The sequence below is a fragment of the Sorangium sp. So ce363 genome, from assembly GCF_051520435.1.
In the GTDB taxonomy this organism is placed as follows: domain Bacteria; phylum Myxococcota_A; class Polyangia; order Polyangiales; family Polyangiaceae; genus Sorangium; species Sorangium cellulosum_B.
In genome coordinates this window covers 9,754,121-9,775,904 of the sequence record NZ_CP150333.1, presented here as the reverse complement: position 1 = coordinate 9,775,904, position 21,784 = coordinate 9,754,121, and the positions used below count along the sequence as shown (strand labels likewise).

Annotated in this window: 14 protein-coding genes; 7 read left to right on the top strand and 7 right to left on the bottom strand. The window is 71.4% G+C overall.

The window, feature by feature from the left end:
- Nucleotide 1: 1 nt before the first annotated feature.
- On the top strand, nt 2-1,108 hold the full coding sequence (locus WMF12_RS36690) for a hypothetical protein (protein ID WP_437852715.1): 1,107 nt from the start codon (nt 2-4) through the stop codon (nt 1,106-1,108).
- 267 nt (nt 1,109-1,375) lie between these two features.
- A complete protein-coding gene (locus WMF12_RS36685; protein WP_437852713.1) occupies nt 1,376-1,573 on the top strand; it encodes a hypothetical protein in 198 nt (65 codons plus the stop codon).
- An 85-nt stretch (nt 1,574-1,658) separates the two neighbouring features.
- Here WMF12_RS36685 and WMF12_RS36680 read toward each other — a convergent pair whose 3' ends face one another.
- The 3 genes from WMF12_RS36680 to WMF12_RS36670 all read right to left on the bottom strand — a co-directional run bounded on the left by WMF12_RS36680 (nt 1,659) and on the right by WMF12_RS36670 (nt 6,250).
- Nucleotides 1,659-3,752, bottom strand: coding sequence for a bifunctional metallophosphatase/5'-nucleotidase (locus WMF12_RS36680; RefSeq protein ID WP_437852711.1), 2,094 nt, complete (start codon nt 3,750-3,752; stop codon nt 1,659-1,661).
- A gap of 91 nt (nt 3,753-3,843) precedes the next feature.
- A complete protein-coding gene (locus WMF12_RS36675) occupies nt 3,844-5,127 on the bottom strand; it encodes a diaminopimelate decarboxylase (RefSeq protein ID WP_437852709.1) in 1,284 nt (427 codons plus the stop codon).
- 202 nt (nt 5,128-5,329) lie between these two features.
- Nucleotides 5,330-6,250, bottom strand: a complete 921-nt coding sequence (locus WMF12_RS36670) for a protocatechuate 3,4-dioxygenase (protein WP_437852707.1) — start codon at nt 6,248-6,250, stop codon at nt 5,330-5,332.
- Nucleotides 6,251-7,013: 763 nt separating this feature from the next.
- On the opposite strand from WMF12_RS36670, the gene WMF12_RS36665 reads away from it, so the two are divergent.
- Together WMF12_RS36665 and WMF12_RS36660 are read left to right on the top strand one after the other, a co-directional pair.
- A complete protein-coding gene (locus tag WMF12_RS36665; protein ID WP_437741362.1) occupies nt 7,014-7,421 on the top strand; it encodes a response regulator in 408 nt (135 codons plus the stop codon).
- Between the two features lie 63 nt (nt 7,422-7,484).
- Nucleotides 7,485-8,387, top strand: coding sequence for a dienelactone hydrolase family protein (locus WMF12_RS36660; RefSeq protein WP_437852705.1), 903 nt, complete (start codon nt 7,485-7,487; stop codon nt 8,385-8,387).
- A 58-nt stretch (nt 8,388-8,445) separates the two neighbouring features.
- Here WMF12_RS36660 and WMF12_RS36655 read toward each other — a convergent pair whose 3' ends face one another.
- The 3 genes from WMF12_RS36655 to WMF12_RS36645 all read right to left on the bottom strand — a co-directional run bounded on the left by WMF12_RS36655 (nt 8,446) and on the right by WMF12_RS36645 (nt 15,045).
- The gene (locus tag WMF12_RS36655; protein WP_437852703.1) at nt 8,446-9,342 is read right to left on the bottom strand and encodes a Uma2 family endonuclease; all 897 of its coding nucleotides are present in this window, start codon (nt 9,340-9,342) and stop codon (nt 8,446-8,448) included.
- A gap of 124 nt (nt 9,343-9,466) precedes the next feature.
- A complete protein-coding gene (locus WMF12_RS36650) occupies nt 9,467-10,735 on the bottom strand; it encodes a hypothetical protein (RefSeq protein ID WP_437852701.1) in 1,269 nt (422 codons plus the stop codon).
- Nucleotides 10,732-15,045, bottom strand: a complete 4,314-nt coding sequence (locus WMF12_RS36645; protein WP_437852699.1) for a VIT domain-containing protein — start codon at nt 15,043-15,045, stop codon at nt 10,732-10,734. The genes WMF12_RS36650 and WMF12_RS36645 overlap by 4 nt, the downstream gene beginning before the upstream one ends.
- A gap of 637 nt (nt 15,046-15,682) precedes the next feature.
- On the opposite strand from WMF12_RS36645, the gene WMF12_RS36640 reads away from it, so the two are divergent.
- Nucleotides 15,683-16,177, top strand: coding sequence for a hypothetical protein (locus WMF12_RS36640; protein WP_437852697.1), 495 nt, complete (start codon nt 15,683-15,685; stop codon nt 16,175-16,177).
- A gap of 164 nt (nt 16,178-16,341) precedes the next feature.
- On the opposite strand, the gene WMF12_RS36635 is transcribed toward WMF12_RS36640, so the two are convergent.
- Nucleotides 16,342-17,847, bottom strand: a complete 1,506-nt coding sequence (locus tag WMF12_RS36635) for a carboxypeptidase regulatory-like domain-containing protein (RefSeq protein WP_437741354.1) — start codon at nt 17,845-17,847, stop codon at nt 16,342-16,344.
- 1,259 nt (nt 17,848-19,106) lie between these two features.
- On the opposite strand from WMF12_RS36635, the gene WMF12_RS36630 reads away from it, so the two are divergent.
- The gene (locus WMF12_RS36630) at nt 19,107-19,808 is read left to right on the top strand and encodes a thermonuclease family protein (RefSeq protein WP_437852695.1); all 702 of its coding nucleotides are present in this window, start codon (nt 19,107-19,109) and stop codon (nt 19,806-19,808) included.
- 609 nt (nt 19,809-20,417) lie between these two features.
- Entirely contained in the window at nt 20,418-21,758 is a 1,341-nt protein-coding gene (locus tag WMF12_RS36625; RefSeq protein WP_437873930.1) for a cytochrome B6, read from the top strand.
- Nucleotides 21,759-21,784: the final 26 nt, after the last annotated feature.

The following is a 21,784-nucleotide window of genomic DNA, read 5'->3' as shown; positions in this document are numbered from 1 at the left end:
TATGAGCAAGGAACGAGATACTGAGACCCAGGGCCCGTTGTTCAAGGTCGTTGACCGGCGGCAGGCGCTCCTGGGGTTGGGGGTGATTGCCGTCACCGTGTCGTGCGGAGATGGCGGCGAGTCCGATGATCCCAGCGGCGCCGGCGGAGGCTCTGCGAGCTCCGGGGGCAGCGGGTCCACGGCCTCGGGTACCGGAGGCGGGGGGCCCGACCCCGCCACCACCACGTCAAGCTCGAGCGGCGCGGGACCGGCCACCTCCACCACGGCAGGCACGGGCGGCTCAGGCGAGGGAGGCTCCGAGCCGGGCGCGGGGGGCGCGGGAGGTAGCGGCGGCAGTGGCGGCGGCGACGGCCTCCAGGCGCCGCCGTTCGACAACGTGCCGACGTGCAGGGCGATCAACAAGACGGACGGCGCCGGTCAGGGCCCCTTCTTCATTCACGAGCTCGAGAAGAACGACGACATCTCCCTGGTCCGACAGGACATTCGTGGTCGCTACAATGAGAGCGCGCCAGAAGGTGTGGAGATGCACCTCCACCTGCGCGTGGTCGACCTGAGCGCGCCCGACTGCGATGGCAAGGGGGTAGGCCTGCCCGACGTGGACGTCTACATCTGGCACACGGACGGGCAGGGGTTCTACAGCGGCTTCGGGACGAGGGGTGCTGCCAACGAGCAGAAGCCCGACGCGCCCTACGCGGGCAGGCCGGGTCAGAACGATCTCACCAACACGGACCGTTTCTGTCGCGGCGTGCAGACCACGGACGCGAACGGCGTCGTCTCGTTCAGGAGCATCTTCCCCGGCTGGTACAACGGCCGCGACGTTCACATCCACTTCGTCTGCTTCAAGAAGGGATCGATGTCGAAGGGTCGCACCACGTACCAGGGTGGAGACCACATCTTCACGACGCAATTCTACTTCGATCCCGCCTTCACCGACTCCGTTCATACCAAGTACGAGCCGTACAAGGCGCGCACCACCGGCAACCTGGCGAATTACTACCAAGGCGCCATCAAGGCCGACGAAGCGGGCAACAGCGGCCTTCGTGCCAAGGCCGTGATGGAAGGGGACATCGTGATCGCTCAGATGCAGATCGCGGTGAATCCCGGCTAGGCAGAGCGGGCTCGCTCCCTTCCCACAGCTGCGTCGACCGACCGGCGGGCGCGTTCGAGCCGCTCTGGCGGGCGCTCCTCGCCGGTCGAGGATGTTCGTTCGGCGAGACCTCGCTCATGAGAACGTCTCGAGGCCACGGGGATCCCGCACGCGCCTCCTTGAAGTAGCATCACGCGTTCGTCTCCGTGCGCGGGCAGGAAGAGGGACGGCAGGCATGCTAGGGTCGGGGCCATGAGACGTGATGGCCCTGACGCCGCTCCTTCGCCGATGGCCAGCGAAGTCGGCGGCTACTTGATCCGGCAGTTCGAGATAGCCTGGCAGCTCACCAGCTTTCACCTCGACGGGCTCTCCACCGAAGAGTGCTTGTGGCGCCCTGCTGACCAGGGGTTGCACGTCACGAAGGCCGCGCAGCTAGGGGGCGAGCTTTCGCGCCCCTTCAGAGAGCTCCTCGGCCGGAGGGCGTGACCCTGCCGGCGTCCTTCAGCCAGCCGCCGTTCTATCGCATGAAGTCGAGCGCGGCCGTCAACCTCGGCAGCTCCAGGAAGCCCGATCAGGGCACGACCGTGATCCGGTCGAGCGCGGGCGGGGAGATGGGCGAGTTCGCCGCGAAGTAGTCCCGCAGCGCGTCCAGATCCAGCGCGCCGCCGAGCCGATCGGTGCCGTCGTTGAGCACGGTGAAGCCGTCGCCGCCCGTCGCCAGGAAGCTGTTCACCGTCACCCGGTACGTCCGCGCCGCCTCGATCGGGACGCCGTTGATCTGGATCGAGGCGATGTCGACCTTCGCGCCGATGGGCGCGCTCTGGCTGTAGGTGTACGTGAAGCCGTTCGAGATCTGCAGGATCAGGCTCTGCCGCACGCCCCCCGTGTCCAGCCGGAACTGCTGCTCCAGCAGCGTGTCGATCTGCGCCCCCGTGAGGGTCATCACGACCAGGCTGTTGCCGAAGGGCTGCACCGTGAACACCTCACCGAACGTGACCACCCCGTCGCTGACCTCGGTGGCAGAGGCCGCGTAGGTGAGGTCCGCGCGGATGCCGCCCGGGTTCATGAACGCGATCTCGGCCCCGCCGGTCCTCGCGTCGCGCGTGGCGGCGAGCTGGGCGTCGGCGATCACCGCGCCCATCGTGAACAGTCCGGCGCCCATGGCCGGGACCGCGCGGTCGAGATTCGCGGTGATGGTGCCGACCTGCACGCTGGCCAGCGGCGCCGCGAGATCCTTGTAGCGCGTCACCAGGGTGCTCACGCCCGCGTCGGGCGCTTCGCGCGTCACGATGACGTTGTTCGCCGTCTTCGCCGTCACGTCGCCCGTGCTCTTGCTGATCTCCAGATCGATGTCCGTCACCAGACGGCCGAACGACGCCGCGCTCGTCACGATCTTGTCGCCGAGGATGCAGTTGTACGCCTGATGGGTGTGCCCTGAGACGATCACGTCCACGGCGGGGTCGATGTTCGTGGCGATGTCGATGATGGGGCCAGAGAGGCCCGGGCACTCGTTGAAGAGGCCGGTGGGGAGCCCTCCCTCGTGGAGCAACACGACGATCGCCTCGATGCCCTGCGCCTGGAGCTCCGGGACGATGTCGTTCACCGTGTCGACCTCATCCATGAACGACAGCCCCGCGACGCCGATCGGCGTCACGATGGACGGCGTGTCCTCGAGCGTCATGCCGATGAAAGCGACCTTCACGCCGTCGAACTCGCGGATGTCATAACGCGGGAAGAGCGTCCTGCCGCTCGTCGTGTCCACGACGACGTTGGCGGCGAGGAACTTGAAGTTCGCGCCCGGGAAGAAGGTGCCGTCCGTGCAGCCGTCGGCCGGGCTGCACCCGCCGTACTGCATCCGGAGGAGCTCCGCTGTGCCCTTGTCGAACTCGTGGTTGCCGACGCCGTTGATGTCGAGGCCGAGGAGGTTCATGGCCTCGATCGTGGGCTCATCATGAAAGAGCGCCGACACCAGCGGGCTCGCGCCGATGAGATCGCCGGCCGAGACCACCACGGTGTTCGGATTCGTGGCGCGGAGCGCGGCGACGCGGGACGCCAGGTAAGTGACGCCGCCGGCGTCCACGGTGGTGTTGGTGGGTGTGGCAGGTACGGTGATCCTGCCGCTGCTGCCTGTAGGGGGCTCCAGGTTGCCGTGGAAGTCGTTGAAGGCGATGATCTGCACGCTCACGGTGTCGCCGCCGGAGCCGCCAGCGCCGCCGGCGCCATCCGAGCCGCCGGTGCCACCGGAACCACCGGAGCCAGCCGCGCCAGAGCCACCCGAGCCGCCGGCACCGGAGCCGCCTGAGCCGCCGGCACCGGAACCATCGGAGCCAGCCGCGCCAGAGCCACCCGAGCCGCCGGCACCGGAGCCGCCTGAGCCGCCGGCACCGGAGCCGCCGGAGCCAGCCGCGCCGGAGCCGCCGGAGCCAGCCGCGCCGGAGCCGCCTGAGCCGCCGGCACCGGAGCCGCCCGAGCCGGCAGCGCCGCCGCCCGAGCTGGTACCCGTCGCGCCGCCGCTGCCGCTGGACACCGAGGCGGTGGTCGTCGCCTCGTCATCGCCGCAGCCCGCGCTGGCGGCGGGTGGCACGCACAGCGCGGCTCCGAGGAGCGTGACCCGCCACGTTCGTGCGCATCGCCCGAGGACCCACGAAGCTCCGCTCGATCTCATCTCTGCTCCTCCACGTCGCAGCGCTCGCCGCTCCATGGTGCCACATGCTGGATTCCCCTGGAAACGGCCATGTGAACGCCGCGCGGCGGGCTCATGGCCGGCCGCGGCCGCGGCTCCAGAACGCGACGACGTCCTCTGGCAGCTCGCGCTCGCGCAGGACCCGGAGGTCGTCGGCGTCGACGCCGAGCACAGCAGGGATGCCGCGGCTGCAGTGGCGGGACCACATGCTCAGCGTGTAAGCCCCCGTGTCGCGGATGAGCACGAGATCGCCGGGCGACAGCTCCGGAAACGCGAGCTCGCGGGCCAGCACGTCGCCGCCGAAACAGAGCGGGCCGCCGAGGGTACACGGCGAGAGCGGCCCCCCCTTGGGTTCGGCCTCGGGATCGAGCGCCATGAAGTCATGGTGCCAGTCGTCCGGGTGATACGCGCGGCGCAGCAGGAAGTCGGCTCCGAGGTGAAGGATCGCGGTGCGCCCGGCCGAGTCCTTCTTCACGTACTCCACCCGCGAGACCGCGAAGCCGCAGCCCGCCTGGATCCAGCGCCCGAACTCGGTGATCAGCGTGGTCCCCTCCTCGAAGAGCGTCGGCACCTCGCGCCGCAGCGCGGCCGCGTAGTCCTCGAGCGCCGGGGGGCGGTCCGTGCTCCGGTAGGCGACCGGCAGACCGCCGCCGATATCCATGGTCCCGGCGGCGAGCGGGCCCATCGCGCGCCGGAGCTCCTGGCGCAGCGCCTCGACGCGGCCGATCCCGTCGATGAGCTGCGAGAGCGCGCACCCCTGCGAGCCGACGTGCACGTGCAGCCCTGCGAGCCACGGGTACCGCGCAAAGGCAGCGCGCACCGCGTCCGCCTGTTCGAGGGGGACCCCGAACTTGGAGCGCCGATCCGCGACGCTGGTCAGGGCGATGCTGGAGGCCCCGACCTGCGGGTTGATGCGCAGCCCGATGCGGCTGGCCGCCCCCCCGTGGCCGACGAGCTCGTCGATGCGTCCGAGCTCGTCGAGGTTGTCGGCGTTGAGCCGCACGCCCAGGTGGAGGGCCTCCGCGATGTCGGCGCGGGACTTCGCGGGAGAGTCGTAGACGATGCGGTCGGGCGGGCAGCCGGCGGCGAGCGCGAGCTTCACCTCCTCGAGCGAGGCCGCCTCGAGCCCCGCGCCGCAGTCGACCGCCGCCCGCAGGACCTCGACGAGGGGGTTCGCCTTGATCGCGACTGTGTGGAGGGCGCCCGGCGGAAACGCCGCGCCGATCCGTCCGATGCGCGCCCGCATGCGCCCGAGGTCGTGGAACAGGACCGCCGGCTCCACATCCATCCCGCGGCGCCGCGCCTCGCGGAACGCGCGCGCCATGCTCCCGGGATCCAGCCGATCCGTGTCGCTCATGGAACCTCCCTACCGCAGTCTGGCGCCCCGGAGGGCGATTGTCCGCCCCGCGCCGGCGCGGCGAACGGCAGAGGTGCCCTGTTTCCTCGAAATTTCGTGACGTTCAACAGGCAGCGGGCAGGCGCGGTCCCGGCTCGCCGAGGGGGGCCCGGGTCGAGCCGAGGGCGTGACGCACTTCCCCCTGGGCGAGACACCCGTGCGCTCAGGCGTCGACGATGATGTTGAGAATGCTGGTGATCAGCCCCGAGGTGTACGTGGTCGGCATGACCACCTTGCCAGGCGGCGGATTGAGGCTGGACGCCGGGAGGTTCGCCGAGCGAGCCGCGTAGGCTGGCTCCTTCTGGAAGACCTCCGCGCTGAGATCCGCGTCGAAATAGAGCTGCGTCGTGATCAGCCTGGTCGTGGCTCCGTTGATGCGAGCGACCATGTGGACGTGGACCGGCCGCCCCGCGTCCGACCCGGGATAGATCGACTTGAAGCCCACGATCCCGTTGCGGTCCGAGAGCTGCACGCCGCGGCAGAACCGATCCTGGCTCTCCGGCGTGTGCTCGGCCGCGCCCGTGGACGGCGTGGAGGGGCTCTGATGCTCGAGGCCGCTGGTTTGCCCATCCGCGTCACAGTGCCAGATGTAGACCTCGGCGTCGGGGATGGGCTCGTGGTTGTTCCGGGCGTCGAGCAGGCGGACATAGAGCCGGAGCTCGCAGCCGGGGTGGTTGTCCCGGATGTCGCTGCGAAACAGGCTGATGTCGTTCGGGATCTCGCGGTCGTCGATGAAGAACGGACCCCCGATGTCCGTGGCGGTCACTCGGCAGCTGCCGGCGCCCTTGAAGATCGACGGATCCAGCGCGTCGGCGCCGCCTGCGCCCACGCCGCCGCCGGCGCTGCTCGAGCTGGTGGCGAAGGGGCCGGCGGTGCAGCTGCCCGAGCTACCAGGGCCGCTCCACGTGCCCTCTCCGCCGCCGGTGCCGCTCCCGCTCAGGTCGCCGCCCCTCTCGTCGTCCTCCCTGCAGGACACGAGTACGGGCTTGGTGATGGCGAACGCCCCGAGCTTGACGAGGGGCTGCCGACGGTTGAAGACCCAGTCGAGCAGCTCTCGCGGCACGGCTCCTTGGCTATTACGCATACAACGGTCTCCTTCGATGAGTCGCTGATCTGACCCGTGCAATCACGCTGGCTTGACCGGACAGGGAGCGGCGTCCCGCCCCGGGGCTGCCCATGCTGGCGCCGTGGCTGACGGTGGGGCCGTGGTCGACGCCGCCAGCTCCGCTGGTCGCCGAGGAGGCGCTCGTCGACGCCGCGTCATCGTCATCGGGCGCGTCATCGCTGTTCCCGGTCTCGGACTGGCGCGCCACCATGACGAGCGACGGGATGAGTGCGCCGAGGATGGGTCGGAGAGCACGGGTACCGAAGCTGCCCGAGGACAGGCTGCCCCACCCGTTGTTCACGGTGAGACAGTGCTTCAAGGACATACGGGCTTGGCCCTCCTAAGCAAGAACCGGGCGACGCGCCGAGGTGCGCGGTAGCGGAGCGACGTACCGCAAATCGTGTCTTTCTCGCCCCGTCCAGCTCTATCGTGGCAGAGCCAGGGCTCTCATCGAAGCAGCTCTGGCGAAGAAGTGCAGTGCGCGCGGAGCGCACAAGATTTCCTGTGTGACTCAGACGAATTCCCGGAACGCGCCGATGTGATCACGGCACGGGCTCGAGGAGGGGCCAGGCCGGTCCTCGGAGGCCGCCGCGGGGCACCTGACCAGCGCGCAGGCGGGCGTGGAGGGCTCAGGGGCGCCGCCAGGGACGCGCTCTCCTGTCGGAAGGCCGACAAACGCTTCTGATTTTGCCGTTTGTGGTGTACTAGGCGCCCCCTCGAGAGCTCGAGCCGGACCTCCTGCATGACCCGCATCCTCCTCATCGACGACTCCGCCGCGATGCGGACCTACATGCGAGCGGCGCTCGAGGGGGCGCCAGAGCTCGGGCCGGCGGTCGAGGTCGCCGAGACGGCGAGCGGGTTCGAGGCGCTCCGGCGGATGCACGGGGGCGCCTACGACGCGGTGATCATCGACATCCACCTGCCGGACATCGACGGCCTGGAGCTCATCCGTTTCATCCGGCAGAGCCGGCACCATCGCGACGTAGCGGTCGTCATCGTCTCGTCGATGTCCTCGCCGCGCGAGCGGGAGCGGGCGTTCCGGCTCGGCGCCCATGCGTTCGTCGCCAAGCCGTTCGCCCCAGATACGCTGACGTCCGCCGTCCGGCGGGGGGTCGCGTCGAGCCAGCTGGGCCTGCGCGTCGCGACGTAGGCGGGCGCGACGCCTCGCGGCGAAGCTTCCGGCGCACCGCTCCGAGCTGGTAGGGTGCGCGCCATGACGCTCCTGTCCCACCTACGCCGCTTCCGCGTGGCTGCGCCGCTGGCGCTGCTCGTCGCGACCGCCTGCTCTGCCTCGTCTCCCGCGCCCCGCGTCGAGCCGCCGCCCGCGGCCGCCGCGCCGGTGCCGGCGTCGTCCGGCGCGCCCGGTGAAGTCGGCCCGACCGGGCTGCTCTCGGAAGAGGACTTCAAGGCCCTCCACCAGCTCAGGGCGGACAAGGCCCCGCCCGCGCGAGGACAGACGGTCGAGGTGGCTGGCACGAAGGCGTACCTGAGCCTGCCGCGGGACGCGAAGCCGCCGATCGCGGGCGTCGTCGTCATCCACGAGTGGTGGGGCCTGAACGAGCACATCAAGCACTGGACCGATCGCCTCGCGGAGGACGGGTATGCGGCGCTCGCCGTGGACCTCTACGGCGGCAAGGTCGCGACCACGCCGGACGACGCGATGGCGGCGATGAAGGCGGTCGACGAGGCGAAGGGGATCGAGGTCGTGCGCGCGGCGCACCGCTTCCTCACGACGGACGCGCGCGTCCTCGCGCCGCGCACGGCCTCGATCGGGTGGTGCTTCGGCGGCGCGTGGTCGCTCAAGCTCGCGCTGAACGAGCCCGAGCTCGACGCGGCCGTGATCTACTACGGCCGGCTCGTCACCGACCCCGCGCAGCTCAAGGCGATCAAGGCGCCCGTGCTCGGCATCTTCGGCAACCAGGACAAGGGCATCCCGCCCGAGGTCGTCAACGACTTCGACAAGGCGCTCCACGACGCGGGCATCGAGCACGAGGTGCTCCGGTACGACGCCGACCACGCCTTCGCGAACCCGTCGGGAGAGCGGTACAACACGAAGGCCGCGGCGGACGCGTGGGAGAAGGCGCGGCGGTTCCTGGCGGCGAAGCTGAAGGGGTAAGGAGCGGCGTGGCTGGCGAGGAGGGCTCAGGCGGCCATCCTCCTCGCCGGCCAGGCGCTCAGCGGGACTTGAGCCGCTCGATCTCCGCGCGCGCCTGCGCCAGCTGCTTCTCTGTCTCCTCGCGCAGGCGCTGCTCCTCCTCGCGCAGGCGCTGCTCCTCCTCGCGCAGGCGCTGCTCCTCCTCGCGCAGGCGCCGCTCCCTGTCGAGCTCCGCGGCCAGCTCCTCGGCGACGCGCTGCGCTTCCTCCTGGTGGGAGATGACCTGATCGAGCATCCCGCCAAGGCGGGCAATCCTCTCGCCTCTGTCCTCGAGAAGGGCGTTGCCCGCGAAGAAGCGGAGGCGCGTGCCGTCGAGCAGCAGATCGAGGCCGAGCACCTCGGAGGCGAACCGGCCAGCCTGAGGCACGATGCGCTGGTAGGCGCGCGGGCGTGACGGGTCGCTCTCCTCGGCGGCGGGCAGCCTGTAGGCGTGCAGGCGCAGGCGGGCGCGGTCGAAGAGGAAGTACTCGTGGATGCCGAGCCGGGCGTAGCGGTCGACGTTGAGCTGGTGATCTTTCGTGCGGCTGCCGGCCACGTGGACCTCGATCACGAGATCGAGCCCCTTGCCCTCGTGGTCGACCACCCACCGCATGCGCTCGTGGGGCTCGACGTCGATCACGGCGAGCAGGTCGGGCGCGAACCGCGGCTCGCCGGGGTAGAAGACGGCGAGCTCGGAAGAGAGATAGATCTTGCGGGCGGTGCGGCGGAAGAAGCCGTCCAGGGCGTCGAGCGCGTCGCGCTTCGCCTTGCGGTGCGGGTCTCCCTCGGGAGGCATGAGCTCCAGCGGGACCTCGGCGGGGAGCATATCGACGACGCGCGCGCGCTCGGCCGGGGTCATCCGCGCCCACTGCTCGCTCGTCGGCGCGCGCGGGTCCGCAGGGTCGAAGAGATAGCCGGTAGGGAGGGCCTGAACCACACGCGAAGCCTAGCTCAACCCACCTCGCTCGGGGAGGCTCCCAGGGCGCCGGGCGCCAAGGTGACCCGTTACGACCAGGCATCGTTTTGCGTGTGATTTTCAGGGGCGGCCGTCGCTCATCGCCTCAGCGGAGCTCGCGCAGCGCTGCGATGAGCTCCGCCAGCGACGTCGCGTCGCTCCGATCGAGCGCCACCGAGCCCGCGGCGAGCGCCTCGGCGAGCGCGCGCGAGCCCCCGGCCTCCGGCGCGGCGGCGGCGACGGCCGACTCGGCGCGCGCTATCTCCGTCACGAGCGCGCCGATCGCCCCCGGGTCGATCGCAGCCGCCCTCGCCGTCGCGGAGAGCGCGCCCGCGGCGCTCTCGACCTGCTCGACAGAGGCGCGCGCCGAAGCGTGGAGCTCCGCCAGGCGCAGCCGCTCGAGCAGCGCGCCGTAGGCCGACTCCATCGCGGCGAGCTCGCGCAACGCGAGCGCCGCCGGGCCCTCCGCTCCCTCTGGGCCGGTCGCGCCGTCTTCGCCGGGCGCACCGGGCGCACCGGGCGCGCCCGGCGCGCGCCGCTCCGCGATCTCCACGACCTCGGCGCGCGCCGCCCGCACCTCGCCGAGGAACGCCTCGATCGACGCCGCCGCCGGCGCGAGCGCGCCCGCGCCCAGGGTCGCGAGCGCCTGCGTCGCCTCGCGCGGCCGCCGCCGCAGCAGCCGCCGGAGCGGCGCGTTGCACGCGATCCGCAGCGCCGCGGCCTCCGCGGCGGCGAGCACCCGCTGGCCCATCGACAGCTTCAGCGCGGCCTCGTCGCACGCGCGCGCGAGGTCCTCGGCGAGCGCGCTCGCCTCCGGTCGCTCCTCCGATGGCGGCGCGTCCTGCGCGCCGGCGAGCTTCGCCTCGAGCGCGGCGCGCGCGCCGGCCAGCGCGCCCACCGCGGCGCGCAGCCGCGCGACGGCGTCGTCGGCCGCCGCCGTCTCGGCGGCGAGGTCGTCTCCCTCGGCGTACGCGCGCTGGCTCGCCGCGAGCAGCCGGCGCCGCTCGTCGCCGGCCCGCAGCGCCGCGGCGCTCCGGCGGGCCCGCGCCGCCCCGAGCGCAGCCGCGGCGCGGGCGCCGAAGGTCCACGCGCACGCCGCGGTCGCCCCGAGCGCGGCCGCGGCGGCGATCCCCACGGCGGCCGTCGGGACGGCCGCGCCCGCGCCCGCGCCCACGCGCAGCCCGACCATCCCGGCCGCGAGCGCGCAGGCCGCCGCGCCCGTGCCGACCGCGCGCGCGCCGCGCTGGCGGGGCGCGGCCTCGAGCGCCGTCACGCCGAGGTAGGCCACCGAGCCGAGCGCCACGAGCAGCAGGACGAGCGACAGCGGCGACGTCAGCGTGACGACGAGCCAGCCGAGCAGCGAGACGTCGATCATGGCAGCGCGCCGCTCGCCAGCGCGACCTCCCGGTCCTTCGCGCCGATCGACCCCGGCGCGCTCGTCACCTGGAACGACGCCCCGTCCCACACGATCGTCGTCACCACGAAGCGCACGTCCCTCCCCGGCGGATCGCTGCGGAACCGGACGCGCCACTCGAGGCGCGCGAGCTCCGAGGCGGGCAGCTGCACCGCCGCGAGCCCGACCGCCGGCGCGAAGGTGCCGTCGCCGAGCGCCGCGTCCACCTGGCCGTCCCGCGCCGCGAGGGCGAGCTCCGCGGCGTAGTCCTCCCAGAGCACGACGCGCAGCGCCCCGGGGCCGCTGAAGAGCTGGAGCTCCTTCAGCTTGCGGGCGAGGCTCTCGGCCTCGGCGCCGGCCGCGGGGGCCGCGCCGCCGCCCCCGGCGAGCAGCCGGCCGATGCGCGCCGCCGACAGGAGCCGCGCCCACGCGCGCGGATCGTCGGGCCCCGGCGTGCCCTCCGCGGCGGCGACCTTGCGCTGGATGCGGAGCGCCTCGTCGACGCGCCCGCTGCCCGCGGCCGCCGCGGCGAGCCGCAGCCAGCCCTGGGGTTCGGCCGGCGCGAGGTCCGTGAGCGTCGTGTACTGGCGGTACGCCGCCGCGTACCAGCCGTGCCGGAGGTAGACGTCGCCGAGCATCGCGCGCGACGCGGGGCTCGTCGGATCGAACTCGACGACCTCCGAGTACGTGCGCAGCGCGTCCGCCTCGAAGCCGCTCGACGCGAGCACGTCGCCGAGATCGAGCGCGAGCGCCGGGCTCATGAAGCCGCGGTCGCGCAGCCGCCGCCCGTAGGCGAGCGCCTCGTCCTTCCGGCCCGCCTCCGCGAGCAGGCGCACCCGCCGGATCTCCCCCTCCGGATCGTCGGGCCGGTCGGTGAGCGCCTGCCGCACCAGCGCGAGCCGCTCGTCCACCGCCGGGAGCGCCGCGAGCCGCTCGTCGAGGAGCGCCCAGCTGGCCCTGGGATCGACGCCCCCGAAGAGCGTGCGCCGCACCGCCGCGGAGATCGCGGGGTCCACGCTCCGCCTGAGGAGCGCGTGCGCGATGAACCGCTGCGCCTCGGGCTCGCCGGCGAACCGGGCGAGCAGCGCTTCGGCGCCGCCCTCGGTGGACACCCTCGCCTGGAGGAGCGAGAGGAGCGCGGCCCTCGATCGCCAGTCCGGCAGCTCGCAGGTCGTGAGCGCGCCCTCGTAGCGCGCGATGAGCTGCTCCGCCGTCGTGGCGCGGGCGAGGCGCTTCGACCAGACGACGATGCGCTCGGCGAGCGGCCGCCGCGCGGCGTCGCTGCACGGCGCCATCGCGACCTGCGGGCGCCTCGGCGGCGGGGAGGTCCGGGAAGCGGGGCGCACCGCCGCGGGCGCTGTCTTGCGGGCCTTCTCCAGGCGCGGGATGGCGTCGGACGGCGTGATCGCACCGCCGCCGCCCGTCGCGCGCTTGAAGCCGGTCGAGCCGATCGTGGCGAGCTCGGACGGCTTGTCGGCCGCCGGTGCGCTCATGGGCGCAGCCGGCGGGCGGGGGGCGGCCGGCTGGTTCGCCGCGGCCTCCTGCTTCTGCCGCAGGGGCTCTTGCTCCGCCTCCTCGGCCGGGCGCGCCGCCTCGGGCGCGGGGGGCGGGGCCGCCAGCGTGGCGCCGGGCGCGGCGACATCTCCCTTGAGGCTCTGGTCCCGCTCGTTGCCCTGCTCCGCGATCGCCGGCGCCATCGCCGGCGCCGCCGCCGCCTGCGCCCTCGCGCCGTAGCCGCCTTCTTTCGCCGAGCTCTCCTCGTAGGCCGCGCTCGGCTCGCTCCTCGAGCACCCGGCGGCGACGGCCGCGGAGGGCGGCGCGAGCAGCGCCGCGAGCTCGCGCTCTCGCTGGGGCGTGAGCGCCGTCAGCCGCTCGCCCCGGAGCGGCGAGCGCCGCCGCCGGATCCCCTGGTTCACGTAGGCCTGCTCGCTCTCGAGCGCCAGCGTGCTCGTGAACGGCGTGATCAGCCCGTAGTCGAGCCCGAGCTCGACCACTTTGCCCCGGTGCGCCTCGATGTCGTCGCCGTCCGCGAGCAGCCGCCGCATCTTCTCGGCCGCCCAGAAGCGCGGCACCAGCGCCGCGCCGACGCCCCGATCGAGCTCGATGGGGTGCTCGCTGGTGTACTCCTTCCCGGCGAGCCGCCCCTTCACGATCGCCTTCGTGGGCAGCGCGTGGTGCGTGCGCGCGAGCAGCACCACCTCCTCGCCGCGCGACACCTTGCCGCTCGCGGTGAGCATCGGCTCGTCGAGCCCTGCGCCGAGGTCGATCGCGAGATCGGTGATGGTCGGCGTCTTGATCGCGCCGGCGAGGCGCAGCACCTCGGACGTCGATCCCTCGGCCTCGTCGATCCGGAACGCCTGTCCTCCCCCGGCGCGCGCGAGCTCGCGGAGCAGCGCGTGGTTCGAGTTCTCGCCGACGCCGACCGTGAAGAAGCGCGCGCGCGAGCCCGTGAGCGAGCGCCGGAGCCGCTCCGCGAGGCGCGCGCCCGTCACCTCGCCGCTCGTCGCGAGCCCGTCGCCGATGTAGATGACCGCCGGCTGCTCCTTGCCGTGCACCCGCCCGAGCGCCGACTCGAACAGCGCGCCGAGGTCGGTCGCGCCCCCCGTCGCGTGCTCGGCCAGCCGCGTGAGCGCGGCGGAGATCTCCTTGTCCGACGCCTCGGCCAGCCCGTCCTTCGGGTGCAGGACCGCCGGCGCCGAGTCGAGCGCGATCAGCGCGAAGTGGTCCGACGGCGACATCGCCCGCAGGATCGCCTCGGCGGCCGCCGCCTTCTGTTGCCGCGCCGACTCGTCGGCCGACGCCGACGTGTCCACCACGACGACCAGGTCGGCGGGCAGCTCCGCGAGCTCGGCCCAGTCCACGTCGGGCACGTACCTGGCCATCACGTAGTCCGCGCGGTCCTCGCCCGCGGCGAAGCGCGACACCCGCAGCGGCGACGGCTTCACCTTGACGGAGGCCTCGAGCTGGAAGTCCGCGCGCGGCTCGTAGCCGCTCCGCCGCATGCTCACCCGCCGCCCGCCGTCCTCGATCACCGCGTCGGCGAGCGTCGCGATCTGCAGCCCCTGGCCGGCCTGGCCGAGATCCACGGACAGGGAGAACTCGCCGATCTGCACGGGCTCGCTCGCGCGCATCGGGTAAACGTAAGCAAGCTTACCTGATGGCGCGCTGAGCATCTCCACGTAGCGCAGCACGACGCGCCGGGAGCCGCTGGCGGGCACGGGGAAGATGCGGGCGCGGTAGCTGTGTCCGTCGACCCACTCGAGCAGGGCCGGCTCGTGGCCGGTCTGCACGGCGGTCTGGTACCGCTGCGCCGCTTCCTTCCGCTCGATGACCTCGCCCTCGACGAGCACGCCGTTGGTCTCCACGGCGAACGAGCTCACGATCGCCCGCTCGGGCACGGTGAACCAGTACCAGCCCTCGACCTGGCGTCCGCCCGGGTTCGAGAAGGTCTGGTCCACCTCGGTCTCGGCGATGCCGTCGCGCAGGACGGCCCGCACGGCTTGCCGGCTGATCTCGAGCGTGCGCGCCTGCGTCCCGGGGGCGCCCTGCAGGTCGACGCCGTAGATCCGGCCGGATCCGCTGCCTTCGCCTGCGAGCGGCCGGTGGTCGCCCATGCCTCCGGTCCAGTCCTCCCAGTAGGCGAGCGGCGCGACCTTGGGCGCGGCGCCGCCGGCGACCGTCGCCTGCTCCCCTGCGTGCACCTCGACGCGCCCGCCGGGGGCCGCGACGACGGCGAGCCCGCGCGCCACGTACACGCTCACGGCGTCGCCCGAGCGCCTCATCGACAGGCCGGCGTCGGCCGCCGAGACGTTGACGTCCCCGAGCGCGTGCGAGAGCCCGCCGCGCCCTTCTGGCGGCGCGTCGAGCCAGACCTCGCCCTGGGCGATCGAGAGCCCCTCTGCGCGGAGCGCGATCTCCGAGTCTGCGCGGAGGAACACCGCCGAGCCGTCGGCGAGCCGGACGAGCGCCCGCGCGCCCTTTCCGGTCGCGAGCTTCGCCCCGACCGGGACCGGGATCCCGGACACCACCGTCGACTTCCTTTCGCCCTGAGCGTTCGCCGCGAGCGTGACCTCCCCCGAGGACAGCTCGAGCCGCGCGCCGATGGCGCTGGTCTTCTCGGGCTTCGTCTCGTGGGTCAAGACGAGCGCTGTCACGCTGGCGGCGAGCGCGAGCGCCCCGAGCGCGAGCCGGAAGCGCAGGCCGCGCCTGCGGCGCGCAAGCTCGGCCCCCGCCCTCGCTGCGCCCTCTTCTGCCGGCGTGTCGGCCGGCTCTACCTGTTCGTGCGACGACATCCAAGACCTCCTCGCCGCGGTGGCCCTCGCCCCCGGGAGCCCAGCGCGGGGCCGCATGCAGACGTCTCATGCCCCCCCGGCGATCTACGAAGCGATCGCGCTGGTCATCGTAACGGGAAAGCGCAGCGGAAGCGTAGCCCCAAGCCGGAGCGGGACGGCGGGCGGCGCTCATCCGGCTGCGGCCTGGCGTGGGCACGAGCTGCGAGCCGTCCAGACACCAAGAGAAGAGGAGAAGAAGAATTGAACGCCAAGGCGCCAAGGCGCCAAGACGCCAAGAGAAGAGAAAAAGCTCGTGAAGGCGCCAGAAGAAGATTGGAACGCCAGCGAGCGAAGGAGGAGAATTATTCTCTCTCGTCTTTTGGCGTCTTTGCGCCTTGGCGTTCCAATCTTCCTCTCCATCCAACCGGCGCTTCAGGCCACCTCGCGCCCCGCGGGTCAGGCGCGGCGAGCGCTTTCAGAGGGCCAGGGTCCTCTCTATAATCTTCATGGAACAGGCCGCCTGGTCAGGGTGGAAATCCGCGACGTGACTCGCCTCGCCCAACCGCGGGTCCGGGTCGCCCCAACCTGGGTTGGGTCGGGGGGACCCTACGCGGCGGGTCGCGTTGTGCTCCGCATGGAAGCTCTCTATGCTCTGTCCATGCAATGGACACATCGATTGCTTGTAATTTCCGTCGTGAGCTGTCTCGGCTGTGAAGCGAGCGACCCGGAGGCAGGCGTCAGCGCCGGCGGCACGGGTGTTCCGGACGTCTCGGGCGGCACTGGAGGCTGGGGCGACGCCCGGGACCCGGACTTCGGTGGGATCATCGCTTCGGAGGGAGAGTTCGATTCCATCCCGCTCGAGGGCCTCACGCCCTGCGCAGAGCGCCCGGTGTTCTGCGAAGCTGGAGGCACCTCCGCCGACGTTGCGGCGGAGCGCCTGCTGGAGATCGGCGAGGATTGCGTCATCGCCACGAACTTTCCGTGCGGCGCTGGGTTAGCGGTCAAGTTCGATGAGATGGGCTGCGCCGTAGGGACACAGGATCCTGACATCGACGCGAGAGCGGCGTCCTGCGTCATCGAGGCCATCACGGCGGAGCGATGGGCTTGCGCCACGGGCATGATCGTGCGCGCGGGCGCCTGGACTTGTGAATAACCGGCGCTCGCCTCGACACGCCATCCCGGGCCGCCAACGCCCAAGAGTGGGGTCAAGCAAGTCGATCGGCTCTTGCAGACGACGCAGGCGCAGGCGACGACGCCGGCGCCGCTCGCGTCGCATGGGAGGTGCGCGGCCGCTCGCGATGATCGCGCTGAGGACGGTCAGGGGGCGACCGACTCGGATCCTGGCGAGCAGTCCCCCGCGAGGGTGCTGCAGCTGAGCCGGTTCTGCATGAAGCTCACCCGCCGCGGGATCTCGACCTGCTTGACGAAATTCGAGAGGACGCCGGTGCCGTCGGGGCCGGGGGTCGCGAACGGCGCCACATGATAGAAGGTGGCGAGCTGCTGGGTCTCGGCGTTATGGCACCCGTTGCAGGTCTGCCCGGCGAACGCGTGGCGCAGCGGCTCGTCCGCGCCGGGGAAGACCCATTTCGTGGCGGAAGGCACGATGTTGCCCTCCGCCTCGCCGCCGAGGAACGAGGGGTCGAGCGGCGTCGCGCCGGCGATGATCCCGGTGCGGTTCGCGAGCAGGAAGGCCTCGAGGCCGGCGTCGCCGTTGAGCTGCTGGTCCGGCGTCTGGGCGGTCTCCACGAGCCGAAGGAAGGCCTGGTAGCCGGTCGGCTCGGGGACGAGGTGGAACTCCCGCCACGACCAGGGAGCACCCATGAGGTCTTCGCTCGTGCGGAGCTGGGCGAGCGCGCTCGCGTTGGGGTTGCCCATCGTGCTGCGCTCGGCGCCGCGCTGCGTGAAGAGATCCGTGATCTCCTGGAGCTCCTGGTTGTACTGGGCGCCGAAGGCGTGCTGCCCGAGCGCGTGGAAGCGGGCAATCCAGCTGTGCCGGTCCGGCGCGATCGAGTTGGTCGGCAGGCGGTACTCGAAGATCACCGTCATTCCACCGATGAAGTGATTCGGCGGAACGATGCCGAACACGAAGCGCGCCTCGCCGCTGCCGCTCGCGTGCAGGTCGGTCCGGTTGAAGATGCCGAGGAGCCGGAACGGCGCCTGCGCGACGTCGAGCTTGCCGTCCGGCCGCGTCGGCCAGAGGTTCAGTAGCGAGAGCGTCCCCCGGTTCGTCGTGGGATAGCCGTTGATCGTCAGCGGCTGGAAGCCCTCCAGCCACTCCGCCACGAAATCCGCAGGATCGACGCCGCTCGGGGTCATCTGCTCGATCAGGTACCGGAAGCTCCAGGGCCCGCCCGTCGCGTTCGATGTGCGCGCGTCCTGCGTGACCGACGGATCGACGATCGCGATCTCCTTGTAAGGATCGAGGGCCGGGCCCGCGCCGCAGGCGCCGGCGCAGGTGAAGCTCTGGATCCGATCGGCCGTGACGCTGCCGAGGTTGACCGAGCTCGGCGTGATCGTCGCGCCCGGCTTGGACGGGGTGAGCGTGTACGTGCCCGCGGGCAAGCCGGTGAAGAGGAAGTTGCCGTGGCTGTCGGTGACGGCCTGCGCGCTCGCAGCGCCGCTGAGCTGGACGATGACGCCGCTCATCCCTGCATTCGAGGTGTCGTTGCCGACGTGCCCCGCGATCGCGACGGCGCCGTTCAACGCAGCCTCGGCGATGTCCAAGGATGGCTGCTCCTCGAGCGGCTCGACTCCGCAGGACGAAAGGACAAGGGCAGAGAGCGCGAGCAGGCGAGAGGGCAAGGGGCGTAACCTGGTTTTCATCGACAAGGATCCTTTCACGACAGGTGGAACGGGCGCGCGGCCGTGCTCGCCCGATCTTGGGCCTCTAAGAAGGTCGGAGCCCCGGTCCGTCAAGAGGTTTTACATTACTTCACAGGCTTTCCACGAGGCGGAGCGCCTGCGCGGCGTCTTCTCGGCGCCGGAGCACGTGATTTCCGGCGGACGCGCGCGCCGCGCCGGATAGGAAACGGTAGAACTCTCGCCCGAGTCAAGCCCCGCGGGGACGGCGCCGGGCGAGCCGTCGTTCGCCCATCCGAACACCCGCTTGCCCCGTCGCAGGGCCGGCGCGCCGTGCTCCGGGCGCAGCTGTGCCTCGACGACCGCGGCGAGCGCTCACCATGACGGGCTCGGGCGGTGTGCCCAGCTATGCGGCGTCGAGCCCGAACGCCATCGGTTCCCACGTCGGGTCGCGTGCGGGTGCTGCCGTTCGCGGGTGTGAGGGGAGGTTGAGATGAACGAGGATGCGGCGCACGGCCTTTGGGTCCGTGATCGTGGAAAGCGCGCGCATCTTCCGTTCGCATCTCGGGCATCGCAAAGCATCGAACCCGAAGGTGCGTTTCATGAGCAAGGCCCACTCGACGTAGCGCGACGTCGCGAACAACTCCCCGTCGAACGGCCGCCCCCAGTGCAAGACCGAGATCAGGGTCGGCTCAACTCGCACCGTGGGCTCGGCATGCGCGAGGCGGCCCTCGCCCCCGGGAGCCCAGCGCGGGGCCGCATGCAGACGTCCCATGCCCCCCGGCGACCTACCGAAGCGATCGCGCTGGTCATCGTAACGGGAAAGCGCGCAGGAAGCGTAGCCCCAAGCCGGAGCGGGATGGCGAGCGGCGTTCACCCGGCTGCAGCCTGGCGTGGGGACGAGCTGCGAGCCGCCCAGACGCCAAGAGAAGAGGAGAGGAAGATTTGAACGCCAAGGCGCCAAGACGCCACGAGAAGAGAAAAGGCTCGTGAAGGCGCCAGAAGAAGACTGAAACGCCAGCGCGCCAAGGGAGCGAAGGAGGAAAATATTCTCTCTTGTCTTTTGGTGTCTTTGCGCCTCTGCGCCTTGGCGTTCAAATCTTTCTCTCCACCCGATGGGCGCTTCAGGCCACCTCGCGCCCCACGGGTCAGGCGCGGCGAGCGCTTTCAGAGGGCCAGGGCCCTCTCTATATCTTCATGGAACAGGCCGCCTGGACAGGGTGAAAGTCCGCGCGATGCGCGAACGGCGGTTTCTGTGGGGCTATCCATCATAGGAGGGGGCGATGGCAGGATTGCTTCCGGAGTTCCGGAGGTTCATCGACTACGTGTCTCTTGTCTCCCGGAGGCGGGGGCTGCGCCGGGAGCTGCCGGGCGACAGGTTCCTCGCCGAGGTGGTGAGGACGGTCGATGGCGACACGCTCCGCGTGCGCGACGAGCAGGGCGTGACCCATCCTGTCCGCATGCTCTCGATCGATACGCCGGAGACGCACTTCCTCGGCGCCTCGCAAGGTTACTGGGCCGAGGTGGCCGCCGAGCGGCTCTCCGAGCTGCTCCCCGACGGCGCCGAGGTCGAGATCCAGACGGACGAACAGCCGTTCGACGCCTACGGTCGCGTCCTCGGATACGTCCTGTCGCGCGGTCGGCTCATCAACCGGCAGATGCTGGAGGAGGGCCTGGCCACGACCTACATCGTCGCCCCGAACCTCCGCCATGCCCGGGAGCTCTCCGAGGCCGCGCGGCGCAGCTTCGCCGAGCGCCGCGGCATGTTCGGCGACGCCAGCGTCCTGCTCCCGTACGAGTTCCGGTGGAGGATGCGAGGCCAGTCGAGCGCGAAGCTCGTCGGCAGCCTGTCCCGAGGCGAGGTGGTCGATCTGGCGGAGCGGGAGCGGGTCCCCGTCTGGGATCGGGTGTTCTTCTTCGACGCGAAGGACGTCAAGGCGCCGTTCTTCCGCGTCACGCCGGAGCGGGGCGAACAGGGCGGCTGAACGGATCGCCGTGGGGCGCGCGCGCTCGCGCCGCGTGCGCCCCGGTCGCGCACGCGGCGCGACGCGGGCCATGATGCCACGGATCGTGGCAGTTTGCCTCGCGCCGCCCCGCACATCGGCTGGACGGAGCGCGCTCGTGAGCTCCGTGGGCACGGTGACCCGCGATGGCGCGAGGCGTGCTCGTTCGCCGAGCCGAGCGAGGAGGCACGATCTCCCGCGCAAATTGCCCCGCTCCGCGCCTGATCAGGAACGGAGCGCACAGCGGGCGCGCCCCTGGCACAGGAGTCGCCTGCGGGCGGAACTGCCCATGGCGCCTCGGCTGTGTGCCCGGCGCGCCGCCATTCGTGTGTACCGGGCGGGAGCTCCGCGCGCCGGGAGGCGGGGCGCTCGGCCGGCCATTTCTGACGACGCACCCCTCGTGAAGGAGCCGCTCGTATGCCTGTGAAGAGAATGGATATCACGTGCATGGCCGCGTGCACTGCCGCGCTCTCGCTCGGCCTCGTGCACTGCGCCTCGACGCCGGGGGCGGTACCTCTGGAGCCTGACAGCTCGCGTGGCGCGCCGCCTGGGACGGCCGAGGCGGTCGCGCCGACGGGCCCGAGGGCGCCCATGAACGCGTATCCGCCGCCCGGCCCCGACACGCCGCGCACGAGCTACCTGCCGGTCGACGAGAAGGAGCCGTTCGCCGCGCTGATGGCCCGGATGAAGGCCGACAAGCCCGCGTTGATGAAGCGCCAGAAGACGCTGCTCGAGGCGCGGTACGACCTCGCCAACCGCCCTGCGCCGGGGGTCACCATGTCGCGCGGAAAGCCCGTTCAGGGCGGCGTCAGGGTGAAGCTCGAGAAGGGGACGACGTGGGAATCGCTGGCCGCGCTCACGCCCGACGCCATCCGGGACCAGGGGCTCTGGCCGCAGGGCTTTCTGCCGCTGCCCCACCCGAACCATCCGGAGGGAGGGATGGTCTTCCCGAAGTTCGAGATCGAGGAGATCAAGCGCCAGGAAGGGCGCGACCTCACGCGCTTCGATCTCGACTTCGACCTGCCGGACCACATCATCTCCGAGTTCCCGCCGCCGATCTACCTCACCACGCGGCCTGATCTGGGCGACGTCTCCAGGGGGCAGCTCGTCACCATCGCCAACTTCTACGAGCTCTTCAACGGGATCCTGAACCCGAAGCAGCTCGAGGGGCTCCGCCTCCTCGTCACGCCTTTTCCGCAGCAGCAGTTCAACGCGACCGCGGATCGGCGCTCGGAGAGGGCGAGCCTCGGCGTTGCCTGCTTCGATTGCCACGCCAACGGGCACACGAACAACGCGACCCACCTCGTGGGCGACATCCGACCGCAGGAGTTCCGTCACCGGATCGACACCCCCACGCTGCGCGGCGTGAATGTCCAGCGGCTCTTCGGTTCGCAGCGCGCGCTCAAGACCGTCGAGGACTTCACCGAGTTCGAGCAGCGAGGGGCATACTTCGACGGCGATCTCGTCATCGGCGTGAAGAAGGGGATCAACATCCTGGACCGCGGTCACCAGGTGCACGCGATGGCCGAGTTCCAGGAGATCCTCGACTTTCCCCCGGCGCCGAAGCTCGCGTTGAACGGGCGCCTCGATCCCGCGAAGGCCACGCCGGAGGAGCTCCGCGGAGAGCAGATCTTCAACGGCAAGGGCCAGTGCGCGACGTGCCATGCCGCGCCGTACTACACGGACAACCTGATGCACAACCTGCGGGCGGAGCGCTTCTTCAAGCCCGTGCTCATCAACGGACGGATGGCCACCGCGGACGGCCCCATCAAGACGTTCCCGCTGCGCGGCATCAAGGACAGCCCTCCCTACCTGCACGACGGGCGCCTGCTCACGCTGGAGGACACCGTGGAGTTCTTCAACCTCGTGCTCGGCACGAAGCTGACGGCGCAGGAGAAGGCCGACCTCACGGCGTTCCTTCGGGTCCTTTAGAGCGACGGTCACCCGCTTCGGATACG

Coding starts and splice junctions, on each gene's coding strand:
- WMF12_RS36690 (WP_437852715.1), top strand. CDS start 2: ATGAGCAAGGAACGAGATACTGAGACCCAGGGCCCGTTGTTCAAGGTC.
- WMF12_RS36685 (WP_437852713.1), top strand. CDS start 1,376: ATGGCCAGCGAAGTCGGCGGCTACTTGATCCGGCAGTTCGAGATAGCC.
- WMF12_RS36680 (WP_437852711.1), bottom strand. CDS start 3,752: ATGAGATCGAGCGGAGCTTCGTGGGTCCTCGGGCGATGCGCACGAACG.
- WMF12_RS36675 (WP_437852709.1), bottom strand. CDS start 5,127: ATGAGCGACACGGATCGGCTGGATCCCGGGAGCATGGCGCGCGCGTTC.
- WMF12_RS36670 (WP_437852707.1), bottom strand. CDS start 6,250: ATGCGTAATAGCCAAGGAGCCGTGCCGCGAGAGCTGCTCGACTGGGTC.
- WMF12_RS36665 (WP_437741362.1), top strand. CDS start 7,014: ATGACCCGCATCCTCCTCATCGACGACTCCGCCGCGATGCGGACCTAC.
- WMF12_RS36660 (WP_437852705.1), top strand. CDS start 7,485: ATGACGCTCCTGTCCCACCTACGCCGCTTCCGCGTGGCTGCGCCGCTG.
- WMF12_RS36650 (WP_437852701.1), bottom strand. CDS start 10,735: ATGATCGACGTCTCGCTGCTCGGCTGGCTCGTCGTCACGCTGACGTCG.
- WMF12_RS36645 (WP_437852699.1), bottom strand. CDS start 15,045: ATGTCGTCGCACGAACAGGTAGAGCCGGCCGACACGCCGGCAGAAGAG.
- WMF12_RS36640 (WP_437852697.1), top strand. CDS start 15,683: ATGCAATGGACACATCGATTGCTTGTAATTTCCGTCGTGAGCTGTCTC.
- WMF12_RS36635 (WP_437741354.1), bottom strand. CDS start 17,847: ATGAAAACCAGGTTACGCCCCTTGCCCTCTCGCCTGCTCGCGCTCTCT.
- WMF12_RS36630 (WP_437852695.1), top strand. CDS start 19,107: ATGGCAGGATTGCTTCCGGAGTTCCGGAGGTTCATCGACTACGTGTCT.
- WMF12_RS36625 (WP_437873930.1), top strand. CDS start 20,418: ATGAACGCGTATCCGCCGCCCGGCCCCGACACGCCGCGCACGAGCTAC.